This window comes from Nocardioides panaciterrulae, from assembly GCF_013409645.1.
Taxonomy (GTDB): Bacteria; Actinomycetota; Actinomycetes; order Propionibacteriales; family Nocardioidaceae; genus Nocardioides; species Nocardioides panaciterrulae.
The window spans coordinates 3913121-3932580 of the sequence record NZ_JACCBG010000001.1; the positions used below are offsets into that span (position 1 = coordinate 3913121).

General features: G+C 72.5%; 21 protein-coding genes and 1 tRNA gene. 9 read left to right on the top strand and 13 right to left on the bottom strand.

Annotated elements, in window-relative coordinates; genetic code table 11:
• The first annotated feature begins 108 nt into the window (after window positions 1–108).
• From BJZ21_RS18630 to BJZ21_RS18640, 3 genes are all read left to right on the top strand, one after another.
• Entirely contained in the window at window positions 109–786 is a 678-nt protein-coding gene (locus BJZ21_RS18630) for a Crp/Fnr family transcriptional regulator (protein WP_179665127.1), read from the top strand.
• A gap of 199 nt (window positions 787–985) precedes the next feature.
• The gene (locus tag BJZ21_RS18635; protein ID WP_179665128.1) at window positions 986–1483 is read left to right on the top strand and encodes a SigE family RNA polymerase sigma factor; all 498 of its coding nucleotides are present in this window, start codon (window positions 986–988) and stop codon (window positions 1481–1483) included.
• Entirely contained in the window at window positions 1480–2907 is a 1428-nt protein-coding gene (locus tag BJZ21_RS18640) for a TolB family protein (protein ID WP_179665129.1), read from the top strand. Before BJZ21_RS18635 ends, BJZ21_RS18640 begins: the two co-directional genes overlap by 4 nt.
• A 61-nt stretch (window positions 2908–2968) precedes the next feature.
• Here BJZ21_RS18640 and BJZ21_RS21875 read toward each other — a convergent pair whose 3' ends face one another.
• From BJZ21_RS21875 to BJZ21_RS18685, 9 genes are all read right to left on the bottom strand, one after another.
• On the bottom strand, window positions 2969–3871 hold the full coding sequence (locus tag BJZ21_RS21875) for a DUF559 domain-containing protein (protein WP_179665130.1): 903 nt from the start codon (window positions 3869–3871) through the stop codon (window positions 2969–2971).
• A gap of 224 nt (window positions 3872–4095) precedes the next feature.
• Window positions 4096–4944: an MBL fold metallo-hydrolase gene (locus BJZ21_RS18650; RefSeq protein WP_179665131.1), complete on the bottom strand. Its 849-nt coding sequence runs from the start codon at window positions 4942–4944 to the stop codon at window positions 4096–4098.
• Window positions 4941–5798 (bottom strand): NUDIX hydrolase, encoded by an 858-nt coding sequence (locus BJZ21_RS18655; RefSeq protein WP_179665132.1) that lies wholly within the window; start codon window positions 5796–5798, stop codon window positions 4941–4943. The genes BJZ21_RS18650 and BJZ21_RS18655 overlap by 4 nt, the downstream gene beginning before the upstream one ends.
• The gene (locus BJZ21_RS18660; RefSeq protein ID WP_179665133.1) at window positions 5799–6263 is read right to left on the bottom strand and encodes a RidA family protein; all 465 of its coding nucleotides are present in this window, start codon (window positions 6261–6263) and stop codon (window positions 5799–5801) included.
• Window positions 6260–6418, bottom strand: a complete 159-nt coding sequence (gene sp36 / locus BJZ21_RS18665; RefSeq protein WP_179665134.1) for a Sp36 family protein — start codon at window positions 6416–6418, stop codon at window positions 6260–6262. Before sp36 ends, BJZ21_RS18660 begins: the two co-directional genes overlap by 4 nt.
• A 33-nt stretch (window positions 6419–6451) precedes the next feature.
• Complete coding sequence (locus tag BJZ21_RS21880) at window positions 6452–6919, bottom strand: DUF5709 domain-containing protein (RefSeq protein ID WP_179665135.1); 468 nt, start codon at window positions 6917–6919, stop codon at window positions 6452–6454.
• A gap of 126 nt (window positions 6920–7045) precedes the next feature.
• Window positions 7046–7738 (bottom strand): VOC family protein, encoded by a 693-nt coding sequence (locus BJZ21_RS21885; protein ID WP_218851556.1) that lies wholly within the window; start codon window positions 7736–7738, stop codon window positions 7046–7048.
• Window position 7739: 1 nt separating this feature from the next.
• A complete protein-coding gene (locus BJZ21_RS18680; protein WP_179665136.1) occupies window positions 7740–8366 on the bottom strand; it encodes a CoA transferase subunit B in 627 nt (208 codons plus the stop codon).
• Between the two features lies 1 nt (window position 8367).
• On the bottom strand, window positions 8368–9147 hold the full coding sequence (locus BJZ21_RS18685) for a 3-oxoacid CoA-transferase subunit A (protein WP_179665137.1): 780 nt from the start codon (window positions 9145–9147) through the stop codon (window positions 8368–8370).
• A gap of 185 nt (window positions 9148–9332) precedes the next feature.
• Here BJZ21_RS18685 and bagA point away from each other — a divergent pair, with 185 nt between their 5' ends.
• Window positions 9333–10346 (top strand): ATPase BagA, encoded by a 1014-nt coding sequence (bagA, locus tag BJZ21_RS18690; RefSeq protein WP_343052223.1) that lies wholly within the window; start codon window positions 9333–9335, stop codon window positions 10344–10346.
• Window positions 10343–11527 (top strand): ArsA family ATPase, encoded by a 1185-nt coding sequence (gene bagB, locus BJZ21_RS18695; RefSeq protein ID WP_179665139.1) that lies wholly within the window; start codon window positions 10343–10345, stop codon window positions 11525–11527. Before bagA ends, bagB begins: the two co-directional genes overlap by 4 nt.
• Window positions 11528–11570: 43 nt before the next feature.
• Here bagB and BJZ21_RS18700 read toward each other — a convergent pair whose 3' ends face one another.
• The gene (locus BJZ21_RS18700) at window positions 11571–11909 is read right to left on the bottom strand and encodes a WhiB family transcriptional regulator (protein ID WP_246298524.1); all 339 of its coding nucleotides are present in this window, start codon (window positions 11907–11909) and stop codon (window positions 11571–11573) included.
• A gap of 198 nt (window positions 11910–12107) precedes the next feature.
• Here BJZ21_RS18700 and BJZ21_RS18705 point away from each other — a divergent pair, with 198 nt between their 5' ends.
• On the top strand, window positions 12108–14510 hold the full coding sequence (locus tag BJZ21_RS18705) for a penicillin-binding protein (RefSeq protein ID WP_179665140.1): 2403 nt from the start codon (window positions 12108–12110) through the stop codon (window positions 14508–14510).
• An 84-nt stretch (window positions 14511–14594) separates the two neighbouring features.
• On the opposite strand, the gene BJZ21_RS18710 is transcribed toward BJZ21_RS18705, so the two are convergent.
• Complete coding sequence (locus BJZ21_RS18710) at window positions 14595–15056, bottom strand: GatB/YqeY domain-containing protein (protein ID WP_179665141.1); 462 nt, start codon at window positions 15054–15056, stop codon at window positions 14595–14597.
• A 26-nt stretch (window positions 15057–15082) separates the two neighbouring features.
• Between BJZ21_RS18710 and BJZ21_RS18715 the strand changes: the two genes are divergently transcribed.
• From BJZ21_RS18715 to BJZ21_RS18725, 3 genes are all read left to right on the top strand, one after another.
• Entirely contained in the window at window positions 15083–16018 is a 936-nt protein-coding gene (locus tag BJZ21_RS18715) for a metallophosphoesterase (RefSeq protein ID WP_179665142.1), read from the top strand.
• A gap of 162 nt (window positions 16019–16180) precedes the next feature.
• Window positions 16181–16257, top strand: a tRNA-Pro gene (locus BJZ21_RS18720).
• A 147-nt stretch (window positions 16258–16404) separates the two neighbouring features.
• Window positions 16405–17070, top strand: a complete 666-nt coding sequence (locus BJZ21_RS18725; RefSeq protein ID WP_179665143.1) for a hypothetical protein — start codon at window positions 16405–16407, stop codon at window positions 17068–17070.
• Between the two features lie 57 nt (window positions 17071–17127).
• On the opposite strand, the gene BJZ21_RS18730 is transcribed toward BJZ21_RS18725, so the two are convergent.
• Window positions 17128–18174 (bottom strand): aspartate-semialdehyde dehydrogenase, encoded by a 1047-nt coding sequence (locus BJZ21_RS18730; RefSeq protein WP_179665144.1) that lies wholly within the window; start codon window positions 18172–18174, stop codon window positions 17128–17130.
• Window positions 18171–19445 (bottom strand): aspartate kinase, encoded by a 1275-nt coding sequence (locus BJZ21_RS18735; protein ID WP_179665145.1) that lies wholly within the window; start codon window positions 19443–19445, stop codon window positions 18171–18173. Before BJZ21_RS18735 ends, BJZ21_RS18730 begins: the two co-directional genes overlap by 4 nt.
• Between the last annotated feature and the right edge of the window lie 15 nt (window positions 19446–19460).

Below are 19460 nucleotides of genomic sequence, written 5' to 3' on the forward strand. Positions count from 1 at the left end.
GGGGCGCCGGGCGCGGCCGCGGAGGTCCGGTGGTTTCTGTGACCAACTCCACTGGGTAGGATCACCGCGGCCGCCCGTCTGGGGCGGGTGATGTCACCAGGAGGACTCGTGGACAACGACGTACTGCGTCAGGCACCGCTGTTCAGTGCGCTGGACGACGAGGCCGCGACAGCGCTGCGCGCCTCGATGGCCGAGACGAAGCTCCGGCGCAGCGACGTGCTGTTCCACGAGGGCGACTCCGGCGACCGGCTCTACATCGTCCTCGACGGCAAGGTGAAGCTCGGCCGCACTTCCTCCGACGGCCGCGAGAACCTGCTGGCGATCCTCGGCCCCGGTCAGATGTTCGGCGAGCTCTCGCTGTTCGACCCGGGCCCGCGCTCGGCGACGGTCACCGCGGTCACCGACGCGACGTTCGCCTCGCTGTCCCACGAGGACCTGCTGCGCTGGCTCGAGGGCCGCCCGGTCGTCGCCCGCGGCCTGCTCGCCCAGCTGGCGGGCCGGCTGCGCAAGGCCAACGACGTGGTCGCCGACCTGGTCTTCTCCGACGTCCCCGGCCGCGTGGCCAAGGCGCTGCTGGACCTGGCCGACCGCTTCGGCCGCACCGCCGACGACGGCGTGCACGTGCACCACGACCTCACCCAGGAGGAGCTGGCGCAGCTCGTCGGCGCCTCGCGGGAGACCGTGAACAAGGCGCTGGCCGACTTCGCCTCGCGCGGTTGGCTGCGCCTCGAGCCCCGCTCCGTGGTGATCATGGACGTGGAGCGACTCTCCCGCCGCGCCCGCTGACCCGTTGAGTTGGGCCCCGCCCCGCGTTGAGTTGGGCCCCCCGCCGCGTTCAGTTGGGCCCCGCGCCGGCTCGACTTGGGCGTTGCACCGGGTTGAGTTGGGCTTTGCACCGGCTCGAGGCGGGAATTCTTCCGCGAGGGTGACCCCCGAGCCCGGCCCTGCGCGCGTCGTACGGGTTGAAAGGGGGCTCGGGACTGCCATGGCGAACGACGAGGACGACTTCCACGCTTTCGTGGTGGCACGCACACCGGCCCTGTCGCGCACGGCGTACCTCCTCACCGGGGACGCCCACCTCGCGGAGGACCTGGTGCAGACGGCTCTGTTCAAGGCAGCCCGCCACTGGCGGCGCATCCAGGGCTCGCCGGAGGCCTACGTCCGGCGGATCCTCTACACCCAGAACGTCTCGTGGTGGCGTTCGCGACGGCACGTGCGCGAGCAGGCGCTCGGGGCGTACGACGCCCCCGCGGCTGCCGCCGACAGCGACCTGCGACTGACCCTCGAGCAGGCGCTCGCGCGGCTGACCGTGCGGCAGCGGACCGTGCTCGTGCTGCGCTACTTCGAGGACCTCACCGAGGTGCAGACCGCCGAGGTGCTCGGCATCGGGGCGGGCACGGTCAAGTCGATCGCCCGGCAGGGACTCGGCCGGTTGCGCACGCTCGCGCCGGAGCTCGCCGAGCTCGTCGAGGACCCCGCATGACCGGCCGGCTCCGCGAGGAGCTCGCCCGACTGGGCGACACGGCCCCAGTGGCCGAGATCGACCCGGACACCTGGGCGCGCGCCCGCCGGGCCCGGATCCGCGATCGGGCACTCGTGCTGGCGGCGGTCGTGGCCGTCTTGGTGGGCGTCGGAACCGTCCCGCTCGCCCTCCAGCACCATACCGAGTCGCCGGTCGCCGGCCAGCCCGCCGCCGGCGTGCCCCGCCACACGTGGCTGGTGCCGGACCGGATGGCGGCGCGTGCGAACGACGGGTCCTGGACGCGCGACCAGGTGACCAGCGACCTCGCGGTCGGTCGCGCGGCCGCGGCGTACGTGATGGACGGCGGCCTGCCGGTGGTCATCGGCGCGGACGACGGCGGCTACCACCTGCTCGACCTGCCCGGCTTCGCCGGCAACAACGAGCTCACCGCCCACGGCCTGCAGGGTGGGGACCTCGGGCTGACACTCTCGCCCGACGGATCGAAGCTGGCCTACACCTACGCACGGTTCGGCCGCCATGCCGCTGACCGGCCGATCCCGAGCGGCATCCGCGTCGTCGACCTCACCAACGGAGACGTGCGCACCGTCCCGATCCACGGCGGCGAGGGGACCGTGGTCACGGACATCCGCTGGTCGCCGAGCGGCACGTGGCTGGTCTGGGCGGGCGACCAGATGGCGTCCTGGACGACCATGTCGATGGGTGGTGGCTCCCCCGTGGCCGGCATCGTCAGCCCCGACGGAGACTCCTCGACCCCGCTGCCGGCGATGACCCACAACCTCCGCACCTCCTTCGCGGTCTCCGACACCGGCGAGGCGTCCGTGCTCGGCGACAGCGCCCGGTACGTCGGGTACGGTCCGGGCGCGACCGAGCCGTCGTCGGGGGCGGCGTTCAGCTCGTCACTGACCGTGCACCTGCCGGGACGAGTGCCCCTGCACGTCGGCGCGAACGTCACCCTCGGTGCGGCGTACGTCGGTGACGTCCTGCACGACCTCCGGGTCCGGGACATGAACGCCCGCTACCGGCTCGACACCTACGACGTGGACGGTCGGCACCAGCGGGTCGGCCTGCCCTCGGCGCTCGACGGCGCGTGGGTCGAACCGCTCGGTTGGATCGACGCGACGCACCTCGTCGCCCGCGTGGGCCGGGGCCGAGACGCACGCTCCGACAGCTCCCTGTCGAGCCTCGCCCTCGTCACGGTGGGCGACCACCCGTCGTACCGCCTCGTCGGTGGCGTCGACCCCGGTGTCACGGGCCTCACCCTGGCCACCGACCTGATGACGCCCGCCCAGCCCACCGTCGACCGCCCCGAGCCCGACTGGCCCTGGACCAGCGAGCGCTGGGCCCTCACCCTCGGCGTCCCCGCTCTGGCACTCCTGCTCCTGTTGGCCGGCGCCCTCCTGGCCCGCCGGCGCGACCAACGTTGAGTTGGGCCCCGCGCCGCGGTGAGTTGGGCCCCGCGCCGCGTTGAGTTGGGCGGCCTGGCGGTCAGCGCATCCCGAGCGCGACCCGCAGCTCACGGATCCACGCATCCGTCGCCTGGGGCGCGAAGTCCTTCTTGGTCAGGACGATCACGGTCCAGCCATGTGCACGAAGCCACTCACGACGCACCCGATCCGCCTCACGGTCCGCAGGCGAGCTGTGGAACTCTTCCCCGTCGTACTCGATCGCCACCTTGGCGTGCGGGTAGGCGAAGTCCAGGCGGTACGTGGGCACCCCGTCGACGTACACCCAGTACTGCGGCTCCGGCATCGGCAGTTCACGGTCGGCGATCTCGACCTTGACCCAGCTCTCGGCCATGGACTCCGGACGGCCGTCGACCAGCGGAACGAGGGAACGTAGCTGTCGCACTCCCCGGCGTCGGCGATACCGCGGTAACAGGTCATACATGTCCGTGATGGTGAAGCGGTGCCGCCGCTGCAGAGCGTCCATCACGGCTATCGCCGGGCGCCGCGACAGCTTGCAGCCGAGGTCCATCGCAGTGCGGACGGGCGTGGTGACGCGCACGCCTTCGATGACCATCCAGTCCCCGGGCTTGAGGTCGCGGGTTCCCCCGGCACACTCGGGCCGGTCGGTGGGGTCGTGGCCACGCAACACGTAGCACTCGATCGGAGGCAGTACGTCGAGCTCGCGGTAGTCGAACGTCTCGCAGCCATGGATCCAGGCGGCCGTGCGGTCGCAGACGACGGCGTGCTTCGAGATCACCAGCTTCGCGGCCTGCGCCCGGAGCAGAGGCGCGTCTGGCACCGCCGTACTGACATAGACGCCCCGCAGCAGCCGCCGGATGGTGCGGTTGACGAGCGCTTCTTCGAGTGCGTGATGGGTGATGCCCTTGCTCGCCGCGTGGGCGCGGGTGAACGGGGCATCCGGGAAGACATCGGTCACGGTCACCGGGACACCGTCGTACGCCCGAGCTGCTCCGCGCAGGAGCACCGGAGTGACCTGTGGAGAGGTCCGCAGCTGGGTCCTCTGTGGATGATTTGTGGCGCAGGTGGGCGGCCCAACTCAACCCGGCGGGACCCCCAACTCAACCCGGCGGCACGCCCAACTCAACCCGGCGGCACCCCCAACTCAACCCGGCGGCACGCCCAACTCAACCCGGCGGGATGCCCAACTCAACGGTCGGTCAGGTAGGCGAGCTGGGCGCGGACCGAGAGCTCGGCGGCGCCCCACAGGACCGGGTCGACGTCGGCGTAGACCTGCTCGACCACGGCACGCGGGGTGAGCAGGGCGCCGGTCCCGGCGTCCAGGTCGACGTGCGGCAGCGCCCTGGCCAGAGTGGGCTCCCCCGACAGCGCGACGACGGCGGTCTCGACCTGCGCCAGGCGCTCGCGGCGGTGGGCGATGTAGAAGTCCAGGGCCCCGAGCGCGTCGTCGATGACCGGGCCGTGCCCGGGCCAGATCGAGGCGACCTCGTGGGCGTCGGCCAGCGCGTGCAGCCGGTCCAGCGAGCCGAGGTAGGCACCCAGCCGGCCGTCGGGGTGCGCGACCACGGTGGTGCCCCGCCCGAGCACGGTGTCACCGGTCAGCACCGCCCCCTCGGCGGGTAGCAGGAAGGACAGCGAGTCCGCGGTGTGGCCGGGCGTGGCCACCACCCGGATCTCCAGGCCGTCGACCTCGACCACGTCCCCCTCGCCGAGGCCCTCCGCGCCGAGGCGGTACGCCGGGTCCAGGGCTCGCACGCCGCAACCGACCCGCTCGGCGAACTCTCGCGCGGCCTCGGAGTGGTCCGCGTGGTGGTGGGTCAGCAGCACGACCCCGACCTCGCCGGCGGCCTCCGCCACCGCGTCGAGGTGGGCCAGGATCGACGGACCCGGGTCGACGACGACCGAGCGCCGGGCCCCGGGCTCGCGCAGCACCCAGGTGTTGGTGCCGTCCAGCGTCATCATGTTCGCGTTCGGCGCGAGCACGCAGCGTCCGCGCTCGCCGAACGACCCGCCGCTCCAGCCCCCGGTGCCCGTCATCGGCCCAGCCGCTCCTCGACCAGCGGGCGCAGCCGGTCGGGCATCGTCAGGGTGGCCGCGTCCCCCTCGCCGTCGACCTCGGGCGTGAAGATGTCCACCCGGCGACCGTCCGCGGCCGCCAGCACCGCCTGCGGGTCGGCGAACTTCGACACCTCCAGGCACGTGAGGTACGTCGGGGGCAGCATGCCGAGCTGTCCCTCGTCGACCGCGTCGAGGGCTCCGGCGACGGTCATCCAGTGCACCGAGGACGACTCGGTGGACACGTCCCGAGTCCGCTGGCCCTCCGGCAGCTCGGCCACGAAGAACCAGGTCCGGTAGCGCCGCGGCTCGAAGACCGGCGTCAGCCACCCCGACCACGCGCCCAGCAGGTCCGTGCGCAGCACCAGGCCCCGCCGGGTGAGGAACTCGCTGAACGCGAGCTCCCGGCCCTCCAGCGCGACCCGCTCGGCCTCCCAGTCCTCGCCGGTGGTGTCCGCGACCACCGAGTCGGGCGAGGTGCCCGCGAGCAGCACCCCGGACTCCTCGAAGGTCTCCCGCACCGCCGCGCACACCAGCGCCCGGGCGGTCGCCTCGTCGGTCCCGAGCCGCTCCGCCCAGGCCGCGGGCGAGGGGCCGTGCCAGGCGACGGTGGCGTCGAAGTCGCGCGGATCGACGCCGCCGCCGGGGAAGACGCACATCCCGCCGGCGAAGGCCATCGAGGTCTGCCTGCGCAGCAGGTAGACCGACAGGCCCGCGCTCGCGCGCCTGAGGAGTACGACGGTGGCCGCGTTGCGCGGCTCGGCCGGGGTGCGGGTGCCGGCGGCGTACTCCCGCGCGTGCTCGACCAGCTGCGACGGCAGCGGGACCCGGATCATCTAGTCGCCGACCTCGACCATGATCTCGACCTCGACGGGCGCGTCCAGCGGCAGCACCGGAACACCGACGGCGGACCGGGCGTGCACGCCCGCGTCGCCGAAGACCTTGCCGAACAGCTCCGAGGCGCCGTTGGCGACCTGCGGCTGGCCGGTGAAGTCCGGCGTCGAGGCGACGAAGGCGACGACCTTGACCACCCGCCTGACCTTCGCGAGGTCACCGATCTGGGCCTTCACCGCCGCGATCGCGTTCAGCGCGCACTGCTCGGCGCACTCGACGGCCTCCTCGGGGCTGACCTCACCACCGACCTTGCCGGTGAGCATCAGCTCGCCCGAGCGCATCGGCAGCTGGCCGGAGGTGAAGACGTAGTTGCCGGTGCGCACGGCCGGGACGTAGACCGCCACCGGCTTGGCCACCTCCGGCACCGAGAGCCCGAGCTCGGCGAGCCGCTCTTCTGGGCCGCTCATGCCTGCACCGGCCGCTTGAAGTAGCCGACCAGGTTCTCGGGGTTCATCCCGGGCACGACCTGGACGAGCTCCCACCCGTCGTTGCCGAAGTTGTCGAGGATCTGCTTGGCCGCGTGCACCAGGATCGGTGCCGTCAGGTACTCCCACTTGGTCATGCGGGCACCCTACTCACCGTCGGCGGGAGCCCGTCACTCCTCCTCGTCCGGCACCACGTGCATCGCGGCCTCCTCGGCGCTCGCACCCGCGCCGTCGATCCCCGCGTCCTCGGCGACCAGGTCCGTGTCGTCGTCGGTGCCGCTGCCGGCGTACGGCGAGAACAGCCGGCCGGCCCGCGCGTCACCGACCTCGCGGCTGGGGAACTCCTCGTCGGCGCCGGCGCCCCGCTCGGCCTCGGCGTACGGGTCGGCCTCGGGCACCTCCTCGCGCAGCCGCATGTCGAGGGTCTCCCCCATCAGCTCCTCGAGCGGGGTGTTGCCGAACCCCTCGGCCACCGACCACTTCTCCGGCGGCGAGTACCCCTCGTCCAGCGGCTCGGCCAGGCCCCGGTCGTCGGCCTGGCTGTCACCGGTGTCCTGGGGCTGGTTCTCGTCGTCGACGCTGTAGCCGTGGTAGCTCTCCCGGTCGCCGTCGTCCGGTCCGGGGTCGTCCTGGGTCACGTGCCCTCCTGACACTCGCCGTGACCCCAGCATGCGACAGCCCGGCACGGCCCGCAACGGGCCCTCCGACCGGTACGACGGGGTCCGTGGTCGGCCGCGGCGCGGACCCTGACGCGGGGACCGCGCTCACCGGTCCCCGAACGCGCAGAACTCGTTGCCCTCCGGGTCGGACAGGACCGTCCACCGGATCACGCCGTCGGGGTGTCGCAGCACCGTGGCCCCGGCTTCGACCAGCCCCGACACGTTCGGGGTGGTGACGTCGAGATGGATCCGGTTCTTGACGGTCTTGGGCTCCGGCACCGCCCCGAAGACCAGGCACTCGAAGGGCGCACCGGGGACGTCCTCGACCGCCCACTCCTCGCCGGTCCCGTCGGAGACGAGCCGGCCGCCCAGCACGCCGGCCCACCACCGGGCGACCCGCTCCGGGTCGGCGCTGTCGACGACGATCTCGTACAGCCGGTCCGACGGCACCTCGTCGCGCTCGAAGGCGCACAGCTCGCCGCCCTCGGGGTCCCGCAGCACCTTCCAGCGGAACGACTCGAGGTCCAGCGGGGTCGCGCCGGCGGTCAGCACGTCCCTGACGTCGCCGGCGTGCACGTCGAGGTGCACCCGCTGCTTGACCGTCACCGGCTCCGGCACCGGGTTGACCCATACGGTGTGCTGCGGCGTCGGCCCGAGCAGGGCCACGACCCCGTCCTCGCGGGGCCGGACCCGGAGATCGAGCACGTCGCCCCAGAACCGCGCCAGGGCCGGGGCATCGACCGCGTCGACGCAGAGGTCCTTGTAGGCGGCGACCGGCACACGTCCCCGCGCCGACACCTCAGACCAGCTCGGGCTCGGTCTTCTCCCGCACCTCGTCCTCGGTCACGCCCGGCGCCAGCTCGACCAGCTTCAGCCCGTCGGGGGTCACGTCGATGACGCAGAGGTCGGTGATGATCCGCTCGACCACGCCGCGCCCGGTGTAGGGCAGCGAGCACTCGTCCACGATCTTGTAGGAGCCGTCCTTGGCGACGTGCTCCATCAGCACGATCACCCGCTTGGCGCCGTGGACCAGGTCCATCGCGCCGCCCATGCCCTTGACCATCTTGCCGGGGATCATCCAGTTGGCGATGTCGCCGCCCTTGGAGACCTGCATGGCGCCGAGGATCGCGGCGTCGATCTTGCCGCCGCGGATCATCCCGAACGACGTCGCGGAGTCGAAGAAGCTCGCGCCCCGGCGCAGAGTGACGGTCTCCTTGCCGGCGTTGATCAGGTCGGCGTCCTCCTCCCCCTCGACAGGGTAGGCGCCGACGCCGAGGATGCCGTTCTCGGACTGCAGCACCAGCTCCACGTCGTCACCGACGTAGTTGGGCACCAGCGTCGGCAGCCCGATGCCGAGGTTGACGTAGGAGCCGTCGTGCAGCTCCGAGGCGGCGCGGGCCGCCATCTGCTCACGGGTCCAGCTCATCTCAGTTGCCCTCCACCGGACGCACGGTCCGCTTCTCGATGCGCTTGTCCGCGGCCTGCTCGGGGCTCAGCGCGACCACGCGCTGCACGAACACGCCGGGGGTGTGGATCTCGTTGGGGTCCAGCTCGCCCGGCTCGACGAGCTCCTCGACCTCCGCGATCGTGACCCGGCCGCACATCGCGGCCAGCGGGTTGAAGTTGCGCGCGGAGTCGCGGTAGACGAGGTTGCCGTGCCGGTCGCCCTTCCAGGCGCGCACCAGGCCGAAGTCGGCGACGATCGCGTGCTCGAGCACGAACTCCTTCTCGCCCTCGGCCGTGGCGAAGGTCTTGGTCTCCTTCGCCGGGGAGGAGACCACCACGTTGCCCTCGGCGTCGTACCTCCACGGCAGTCCGCCGTCCGCGACCTGGGTGCCGAACCCGGTGGCGGTGTAGAACGCCGGGATGCCCGAGCCACCGGCCCGCATCCGCTCGGCGAGCGTGCCCTGCGGGGTGAGCTCGACCTCGAGCTCACCGTGGAGGTACTGCCGGGCGAACTCCTTGTTCTCCCCCACGTAGGAGGAGATCATCCGACGCAGCCGCTTGGCCGTCAGCAGCCGGCCGAGCCCCCAGTCGTCGACACCGCAGTTGTTCGACACCGCCTCGAGCTCGTCGACGCCCGACTCGAGCACCGCCTCGATCAGCACCGACGGGATCCCGCACAGCCCGAAGCCACCCACCGCGAGCGTCGCACCGCTCGGCATGTCGGCGACGGCCTCCGCGGCGTTCGCCACGACCTTGTCCACGCCTTCGTCCTCCCTCAGCCCTGACGGGCTCGTTGCTGCGGGCCGACCGGGCCCCGACGACCGCGATCCTAGTCATGACCCGGGTCACGTCCGACGGGCGCCGGGGTGCGGGGCGGTCGCGAGGTGCCCGGCCCCCGGGTGCCCGCTCCTCCACCGGTTCAGGTACGACGTCCTACGCTGCACGTGTGTCCGACCAGCAGAAGCACGACTGGCCGCGGGTGCGCCTGCACGTGGTGACCGGCAAGGGCGGCACCGGCAAGTCCACGGTCGCCGCCGCGCTGGCGCTGGCGCTCGCGACCCACGGACGCAACGTGCTGCTCTGCGAGGTCGAGGGCCGTCAGGGCATCGCGCGGATGTTCGACGTGGACCCGCTGCCCTACGAGGAGCGCCGGATCGCCACCGGGCTGCGCGACCCGGAGGGGACCCCCGGGGTGGTGCACGCGCTGCACATCGACCCCGAGTCCGCGCTGATGGAGTACCTCGCCATGTACTACAAGCTCGGCCGCGCCGGCCGGGCGCTGGACCGGTTCGGGGTGATCGAGTTCGCGACCACGATCGCGCCCGGCGTGCGCGACGTGCTGCTGACCGGGAAGGTCTTCGAGGCGGTGCAGCGCAACAGCCGCAACAAGAAGGCGATCCGGTACGACGCGGTCGTGCTCGACGCCCCGCCCACGGGGCGGATCGCGCAGTTCCTGGGCGTCAACTCCGAGCTCGCCGGGCTGGCGCGGATGGGCCCGGTCAAGAACCAGGCCGACACGGTGATGACGCTGTTCCGCTCGCCGCGCACCGCGGTCCACCTGGTGACGGTCCTGGAGGAGATGCCCGTGCAGGAGACCGTCGACGGCATCGGCGAGCTGCGGCCCGCGCAGCTGCCGGTCGGCGGCGTGGTGGTGAACCTGGTGCGTCCCCGCGACCTCGACGCCGCGGCACTCGAGGAGGCCCGGTCCGGGGGCCTGGACCGCGGCCGGATCCAGGACGACCTGAAGGAGGCGGGGGTCGAGGACGGCCCCGACCTGGTCGCCGGGCTGGTGACCGAGGCCGCCGACCACGCGGAGCGCCGGGCGCTGGAGGACGCGCAGCGGGAGATCGTCGACGGCCTGGGCGTCCCGACCTACGAGCTGCCCCGGCTGGCCGGCGGCATCGACCTCGGCGGCCTCTACGAGCTCGCGCAGGCGCTGCGCGACCAGGGGCTGGCATGACCACGCAGCGCAGCAGCTCCCGCGCCCGCACCCGGGTCGGCCCGCAGGCCGGGCCGGCGTCCTCCCTCGACGTCGACGCCCTGCTCGACGACCGGCGCACGGGGATCATCGTGTGCTGCGGGTCCGGCGGCGTCGGCAAGACCACCACCTCGGCGGCCCTCGCGCTGCGCGCGGCCGAGCGGGGCCGACGGGTGGTCGTGCTGACCATCGACCCCGCCCGCCGCCTGGCCCAGTCGATGGGCATCGAGGCGCTCGACAACACCCCGCGGCCGGTCCGCGGGGTGGACCCCGCGGCGGGCGGCTCGCTCGACGCGATGATGCTGGACATGAAGCGCACCTTCGACGAGGTGGTCGAGAGCCAGGCCAGCCCCGAGAAGGCGCGGCAGATCCTCGACAACCCGTTCTACGTCGCGCTGTCCAGCTCGTTCGCGGGCACCCAGGAATACATGGCGATGGAGAAGCTGGGCCAGATCCACCAGCGGGCCCGGGCCGAGGACAGCTACGACCTGATCGTCGTCGACACCCCGCCGTCGCGGTCGGCGCTGGACTTCCTCGACGCCCCGGAGCGCCTCTCGAGCTTCCTCGACGGCCGGTTCATCCGGCTGCTGATGGCTCCGGCCCGTGGCCCGGCCCGGATGATGTCGGCCGGCCTGGGCGTGGTCACCAACGCGCTGACCAAGGTCCTCGGCGCACAGGTGCTGCGCGACATGCAGACCTTCGTCGCGGCCTTCGACACGCTCTTCGGCGGCTTCCGGCAGCGCGCGCAGAAGACCTTCGAGCTGCTGCAGGCCGAGGAGACCGCGTTCCTGGTGGTGGCCGCGCCCGAGCCGGACGCGATGCGCGAGGCGGCGTACTTCGTGGAGCGGCTCACCGAGGACCGGATGCCGCTGGCCGGCCTGGTCGTGAACCGGGCCAGCCCGACCCCGCCGGGGTCGCTGAGCGCCGACGAGGCGATGACCGCCGCCGCCCGCCTGCGCCGGCGCGACCCGTCCTCCCGCACCGCGGGCCTGCTGCGGCTGCACGCCGACCGCTCGCGGATGGTCGAGCGCGAGGCCCGGCTGTGCGAGCGGTTCTCCGCCGCGCACCCGGAGGTGCCCCGGGCGGTGGTCCCGGCGCTCGCCGGCGACGTGCACGACCTCGAGGGGCTGCGCCGGATCGGCGAGCTCCTCGCCGACGGCTGACCGCGGCGTCCCGGGCCCGGCCTCCGGCCGGACCCTGCGGGGCTCAGGCGAGCGTGGCGGCCTTCACCACGGGCACCACGGGCACCACGGACGCGACGGGCGCCACGGGCGCGCCGGGGGCCTGGTCCCGGGCCGCCTCGAGCACCGCACGCCACGAGGCGTTGGGCTTGCGACGCAGCAGCGCGCGACGCTCCCGCTCGGTCATGCCTCCCCAGACGCCCCACTCGATCTGGTTGTCGAGCGCCTCGGCGAGGCACTCGGTGCGGACCGGGCACCCGGCGCACATCTGCTTGGCCTTGTTCTGCTCTGCCCCTCGTACGAAGAGCTGGTCCGGCTGGGCCTGGCGGCACGCAGCCTTGGCAGTCCAATCCTCAACCCACATGATGATGTCCCCACATCGTCTCCGAGATAGGCGGCGTCCCCATGACGTCTACCCGGGAAAGTCCCCTCAGGGTATAGAAGTTAGGGATACGTCCCCCGATGCGGCAGACACCTTCTACCCAAATGTCCTAGTCCAAACTGACTAGTTACTTCGGGCCATGAATGGGTTGGGGGTGTCGCCCTCCCGTACATTGGGTCCATGTCGAGCCCCCGGTCCACCCCTCCAGGTGAGCGTCTCACGGCCGGCCGCGTGGCCTCCCACCTCGGTGTCATGCTGGCGGTCGCCGCCGTGCTGGGCGTCGTGGTGGCCGGCCTGGCCATCCCGTTCGCCGGCGTCGTGGGCCTCGGCGCCCGCGACGTCGCCCGGACCATGGACAACCTGCCCGAGTCCCTCAAGACCGAGGCCCTCCCCCAGAAGACCAAGATCGTCGACAGCAAGGGCAACATCATCGCCACGCTGTACGACGAGAACCGGGTCAGCGTGCCGCTGAGCCAGATCTCCCGCACGATGGTCAAGTCCATCGTCGCGATCGAGGACTACCGCTTCTACCAGCACGGAGCCCTGGACCTGAAGGGCACACTGCGCGCCCTGGTCACCAACCAGGCCAACAACGGCGTCGTCCAGGGTGGCTCCTCGATCACCCAGCAGATGGTCAAGCTGACCCTGCTGAACCAGGCGCACACCAAGGCCGAGCAGAAGGCCGCCACGGCCGACACCTACGCCCGCAAGCTGCGCGAGCTGCGCTACGCCATCGCCTTCGAGCAGAACTACTCCAAGGACTGGATCCTCGAGCGCTACCTCAACATCGCCTACTTCGGCGACGGCGCCTACGGCATCCAGTCGGCGGCGCGGCACTACTTCGACGTCAACGCCAAGGACCTCGACCTGCGCCAGTCGGCGCTGCTCGCCGGCCTGGTGAAGAACCCCACCGGCTACGACCCGACCAACTACCCCGACCGGGCGATCGAGCGGCGCAACGTCGTGCTGGACCGGATGGCCGAGCTGAACGTCATCACCCAGGCCAAGGCCGAGAAGATCAAGAAGCAGTCGCTGGGGCTGCACACGACACCGTCGCGCAACGGCTGCGTGTACTCCCGGGCGCCGTTCTTCTGCGGCTACACCCTGTCCTACCTGATGCGCGACAAGGCGCTGGGCAAGACCGAGGAGGCGCGCAAGAAGCTGCTCTACTCCGGTGGCCTGACCATCCGCACCACGGTCGACCTCCGCGACCAGGCGGCGGCCGACAAGTCCGTGCAGGCCCACGTGGGCCCGACCGACCAGGCGATCGGCGCGCTGGCCATGGTCGAGCCCCGCACCGGCGACGTGAAGGCGATCGCGCAGTCGCGGCCGATGGGCAACGACAAGGCGCACGGTGAGACCTACCTCAACTACGTCGTCCCGCAGAAGTACGGCCACTCGGCCGGCTTCCAGGCCGGCTCGACGTTCAAGGCGTTCGTGCTCTCGGCGGCGATCGTGCAGCACATCCCGCTGAGCACCGAGATCCACTCGCCGCCGACGATCACCCTGCCGATGAACTCCTTCGCGGACTGCGGTGGCCACAACTACCCCAGCACCGGCGTGTGGACGGTCCACAACTCCACCGACAGCGGCACGTTCAACGCCTACCAGGGCACCCGGCTCTCGGTGAACACGTTCTTCGCCCAGCTCGAGCAGAAGACCGGCCTGTGCATGCCCTACCGCCTGGCCAAGCAGATGGGCATCGAGCTGACCGACCCGGCCCACGAGCGGGTCCCATCGTTCACGCTGGGCGTGCCCAGCACCAGCCCGCTGGAGATGGCCGAGGCCTACGCCACCTTCGCCGGCCGCGGCCTGCACTGCGACTCGCGCCCGGTCACCGAGATCGACGACTCCGCCGGCAACACCCTCAAGCGCTACCCCTCGAAGTGCCAGCAGGTCATCCCGGCCTCGGCGGCCGACGCGGTCAACGACGTCCTGCGCGGCGTCCAGGAGCCCGGCGGCTTCGGGTACGACGCCGGCATCTCGCTGAACCAGCCCTCGGCCGGCAAGACCGGCACCATCAACGACAACATGGCGGTGTGGTTCAACGGCTACACGCCGACCCTGTCCACCGCCTCGATGATCGCGGGCGCGAACAGCGTCGGCCACTGGATCTCGCTCAACGGCCAGACCCTCAAGGGCGGGTACGTCGCCACGGCGCACGGCTCGACGACCGCGGGCCCGATGTGGGGTGACGCGATGAAGGTGATCCAGCAGTGGCTGCCGGACACCGACTTCGTCAAGCCGTCGGCCAAGGACGTCGCCGGCGTGCAGACCGCCGTACCGAGCACCGCGGGGATGAGCCTGACCCAGGCCCAGCAGGTGCTCCAGGACGCCGGCTTCCAGACCCTGCTGGGCGGCTACCGCGACTCGACGCAGCCGCTGGACACGGTCGCCTACACCTCACCGGCCGCCGGCAGCCTCTACGGCAGCGGCAGCACCGTCACGATCTACCAGTCGACCGGGCACGTGGCACCCCCGCCCGGCGGCGGTGGCAACGGCGGTGGCGGCAACGGCGGTGGCGGCAACGGCGGTGGCGGCAACAACGGGCACGGCAACGGCGGGGGCCACGGGGGCCACTGACGCAGGCCGACCGGGTCGGCCGAACCCGGTCAGCCCTCGGCCAACCCGGCTGCCGGGACGGCCGTGACGGTCGCTGCGCGCGGCTCAGGCACCGAGCTGGCGGCGCACCTCGGCGGCGACCGCGCCGCCGTCGGCGCGCCCGCGCACCTGGGGCTGGACCAGGCCCATCACCCTGCCCATCGCCTTCATGCCCTCGCCCGCGGCACCCGCCTGCTCGACGGCCGCGGCCACGAGGGCGGCGACCTCCTCGTCGGTGAGCTGCTCGGGCAGGTAGTCGGCGATCACCGCGGCCTCCGCGATCTCCTTGGCGGCCATCTCGGCGCGGCCGCCGTCCTGGAACGCCGCGGCCGCCTCGCGCCGCTTCTTGGCCTCCGAGGACAGCACCCCGACGATCTCGTCATCGCTGAGCTCGCGCTGCGTCTTGCCGGCCACCTCGGCGTTGGTGATCGCGGTCAGCACCATGCGCAGCGTGGAGGAGCGCACCTCGTCGCGCGCCTTCATGGAGCTGGTGAGGTCGGTGCGGAGGCGGTCCTTGAGGGAGCTCATGGCGGCCATTGTGGCAGCCTTGCCGCATGTCTCCCTCCCCCCAGGTCCGGCGCCCGCTCCGCACCGCCGCCGGCGTCCTGGCGGCGACGGGCACCGCACTCACGGCGTACGCCGCGTGGGAGGCCCGGCAGTACACCCTGCGCCGGGTGATCGTGCCCGTGCTGCCGCCCGGTCGCCGTCCTCTGCGGGTGCTGCACCTCAGCGACGTGCACATGACCCCGGGCCAGCGCCGCAAGCAGGAGTGGCTGCGCAGCCTGTCCGGCCTACGTCCCGACCTGGTCGTCGACACCGGCGACAACCTGGCGCACCGCGACTCGGTCCCGGTGGTCCGCGACAGCCTCGGGCCCCTGCTCGAGGCACCCGGCGTGTTCGTCTTCGGATCCAACGACTACTACTCGCCGACCCTGCGCAACCCGCTGCGCTACCTGCTGCCCGACGACGGCACCCGCAACACCGACGTGCCCCAACTGCCCTGGCGCGACCTCGGCCGGGTCTTCACCGGGGCCGGCTGGGTCGACCTGACCAACACCCGCCGGACGCTGGAGGTGGACGGGCTGCGGATCGCCTTCGCCGGCGTGGACGACCCACACCTGGGCTACGACCGGCTCGAGGAGGTCGCCGGCCCGGCGGACCCCGAGGCCGACCTGCGGCTCGCGGTGGCGCACGCGCCGTACCTGAGGGTCCTCGACCGGTTCGCCGGGGACGGGTACGACGCGATCATCGCGGGCCACACCCACGGCGGCCAGGTCTGCCTGCCCGGCCGCGGGGCGCTCACCACCAACTGCGACCTGGAGCCGGCGCGGGTCAAGGGCCTGCACCGGCACCCGGCGGCCTCCGCGCCCGGCGACCCGGGCTCCTCCTGGCTGCACGTCTCCGCGGGCCTCGGGACCAGTCCGTACACGCGGATCCGGGTGGCCTGCCGGCCCGAGGCGACGCTGCTGACGCTGGTGCCGCGGGCCTGATCCGGGCCCCGGCCGGGACGGTGTCCGGGCCCCGGCCGGGACGGTGTCCGGGCCCCGGCCGGGGCGGTGGGTCCGGCCCGCGGGGCCGATTACGAGCCCCCCGGGGTGCTCGGGTATGCTCGCCGTGCTTGCGGGGCCGAAGCGTCTGGTCGGACCCGCAATCGGGCTGTGGCGCAGCTTGGTAGCGCGCCTCGTTCGGGACGAGGAGGCCGCAGGTTCAAATCCTGTCAGCCCGACCAGCAGAACGCAGGGCCCCGATCCCCCAGGGATCGGGGCCCTGCGTATCCGGGCACGGAAGGGCCCCCCGGCACCGCGCTCACCCGGCCCGCTCGGGGCTGGGGACGGACGCCGACGAACGCGCTGCGGGTTCTGGCACACTGCCGGGCATGGCCGAAGAGGATCGAGGGAGCGAGGGCCCCTCGCTGGAGCTGCCGAAGTGGAGCCTCCCCCGCCGCCGGGCGCGCCGGAAGGACGACCGCTCCCCCGAGCCCGGGACGCCCGCCGCGGCGTCGGTGCGGCCGCCCGAGCCACGCTCACCCGCCGAGGCGACACCGGCCCCGGGACTCGCCGCGACGTCCGCGCCGACCCGGGTCGCCCCCACGCCCGTCGAGTCCGCACCCCTGGCCGAGAAGCCGGCGGCCGCCCCGCGGCGGGCGATGCGCCCCCGGCGCCGGTTGGGCGGCATGCCGGCCGCGGTCCTCACCGGGGTGGTGGTGGGGCTGGTGACCGTCGGCCTCACCTGGGCCGCGCAGCGCGGCTGCGAGGCCGTGCGCGGCACCTCCTCGTGCGGGGGCGGGCCCGGCTTCCTGCTGCTGCTCGCGATCACCGTCGCGATGGTCTTCCTCGGGGCCGCGCTGCTCCGGCTGTCCTCGGTCCCCGACCCCGGGAGCACCAGCTTCCTGGCCGTCGGGCTGCTGGCCGTGGTCACCCTGCTGTTCTTCATCGGCGTGATCTTCACCTGGTGGATGACGATCATCGTCCCGGTGTGCGCGGCGGGGACCTACGCCCTGGCGCACTGGGTGACCTCGACGTTCGCCGAGCCCGACCGCTGAGCCCGACCGCTGAGCCCGGCCGCTGAGCCGGGGCGCCCTCCCGCGGGGCGACGGGTCTCAGCGGGCGGCGAGCAGCTCGGCGATCTGGACGGTGTTCAGCGCCGCGCCCTTGCGCAGGTTGTCGTTCGAGATGAACAGCGCCAGGCCACGGTCGTCGTCGACGCCCGGGTCCCTGCGGATCCGGCCGACGTACGACGGGTCCTTGCCGGCCGCCTGCAGCGGCGTGGGGATGTCGACGAGCTCCACCCCGGGAGCGCCGGCCAGCAGCTCGCGGGCCCGTTGCGGGGTCATCGGCCGCTCGAACTCGGCGTTGATCGCGAGCGAGTGGCCGGTGAACACCGGGACCCGCACGCAGATGCCCGAGACCCGCAGGTCGGGGATGCCGAGGATCTTGCGCGACTCGTTGCGCAGCTTCTGCTCCTCGTCGGTCTCCTCCAGCCCGTCCTCGACGATCGAGCCGGCCAGCGGCAGCACGTTGTAGGCGATGGCGCGGGCGTACTTGACCGGGTCGGGGAACGAGACCGCCTCCCCGTCGTAGGCCAGCTCCCGGGCCTTGTCCCCCGCGGCGGCGACCTGGCCGGCGAGCTCGTCGACGCCGGCGACCCCGCTGCCGGAGACCGCCTGGTAGGTCGAGGCGATCAGCCGGACCAGGCCGGCCTCGTCGTGCAGCGGCTTGAGCACGGGCATCGCCGCCATGGTGGTGCAGTTCGGGTTCGCGATGATGCCCTTGCGGGCCTCGGCGACCGCCTGCGGGTTGACCTCGGAGACCACCAGCGGCACGTCGGGGTCCATCCGGAAGGCCGAGGAGTTGTCCACGACCGTCACCCCGGCGGCGGCGAACCTCGGCGCCAGCGCACGCGAGGTGGTCGCCCCGGCCGAGAACAGCGCGATGTCGAGGCCGCTGGGGTCGGCGGTGGCGGCGTCCTCGACCACGACGCTCCGCACCCCGTCGGGGCTCGCGAACGGCAGCACCGTCCCCGCCGAGCGGGCCGAGGCGAAGAACCGGATCTCGGCGACGGGGAACCCGCGCTCCTCCAGGATCTGGCGCATGGCCACGCCGACCTGCCCGGTGGCGCCGACGACCCCGATGCGCACGCCGGTCATCGGCCGGTCCCGCCGTAGACGACGGCCTCGACCTCGTCGGCGTCGAGGTCGAAGCTGGAGTGCGTGGCCCGCACCGCCTCGTCGACCTGCGCCTCGTCGACGATCACCGAGATACGGATCTCCGAGGTCGAGATCATCTCGATGTTGACCCCGGCCGAGGCCAGCGCGGCGAAGAACTTCGCGGTGATCCCCGGGTGGGAGCGCATCCCGGCGCCGATCAGCGAGACCTTGCCGATCTGGTCGTCGTAGAGCAGCTTGTCGTAGCCGACCTCCTGCTGGATGCGCGCCAGCGCACCCATCGCGGCCTGGCCGTCGGCCCGCGGCAGCGTGAAGGAGATGTCGGTCAGCCCGGTGGCCGCGGCGGAGACGTTCTGCACCACCATGTCGATGTTGACCTCGGCGGCCGAGAGCGCGTCGAAGATCCGGGCCGCCTCACCGACCTTGTCGGGGACACCGACGACGGTGATCTTGGCCTCGCTGGTGTCGTGGGCGACACCGGCGATGATCGCCTGCTCCATGGGCTCTTCTCCCTCCGGGGGCTCGGGGATGATCCAGGTCCCCTGCTTCTGGCTGAACGAGGACCGGACGTGGATCGGCATGCCGTAGCGGCGGGCGTACTCCACACAGCGCAGGTGCAGGATCTTGGCGCCCGAGGCGGCCATCTCCAGCATCTCCTCGGTGGAGACCCGGTCGAGCTTGCGGGCCGCGGGCACGATCCGCGGGTCCGCGGTGAACACCCCGTCGACGTCGCTGTAGATCTCGCAGACGTCGGCGCCCAGCGCGGCCGCCAGCGCGACCGCGGTGGTGTCCGAGGCGCCGCGACCCAGCGTGGTGATGTCCTTGGTGTCCTGGGAGACGCCCTGGAAGCCCGCGACGATCGCGATGGCGCCGTCCCTGATGGCGTTCTCGATGCGGCTCGGGGTGATGTCGATGATCTTGGCCTTGCCGTGCGCGGAGTCCGTGATCACGCCGGCCTGGGAGCCGGTGAAGGACTGCGCCTTGTGGCCGAGCTGCGCGATGGCCATCGCGACCAGGGCCATCGAGATGCGCTCGCCGGCGGTCAGCAGCATGTCCAGCTCCCGCGGCGGCGGCAGCGGCGAGACCTGCTCGGCGAGGTCTCGCAGGTCGTCGGTCGTGTCGCCCATCGCCGAGACGACGACCACCACGTCGTGTCCGGCCTTGCGGGTGGCGACGATCCGCTGGGCGACTCGCTTGATCCCGGTCGCGTCCGCGACCGAGGAGCCGCCGTACTTCTGCACGACAATGCCCACTGGTCAGTCCTCGAG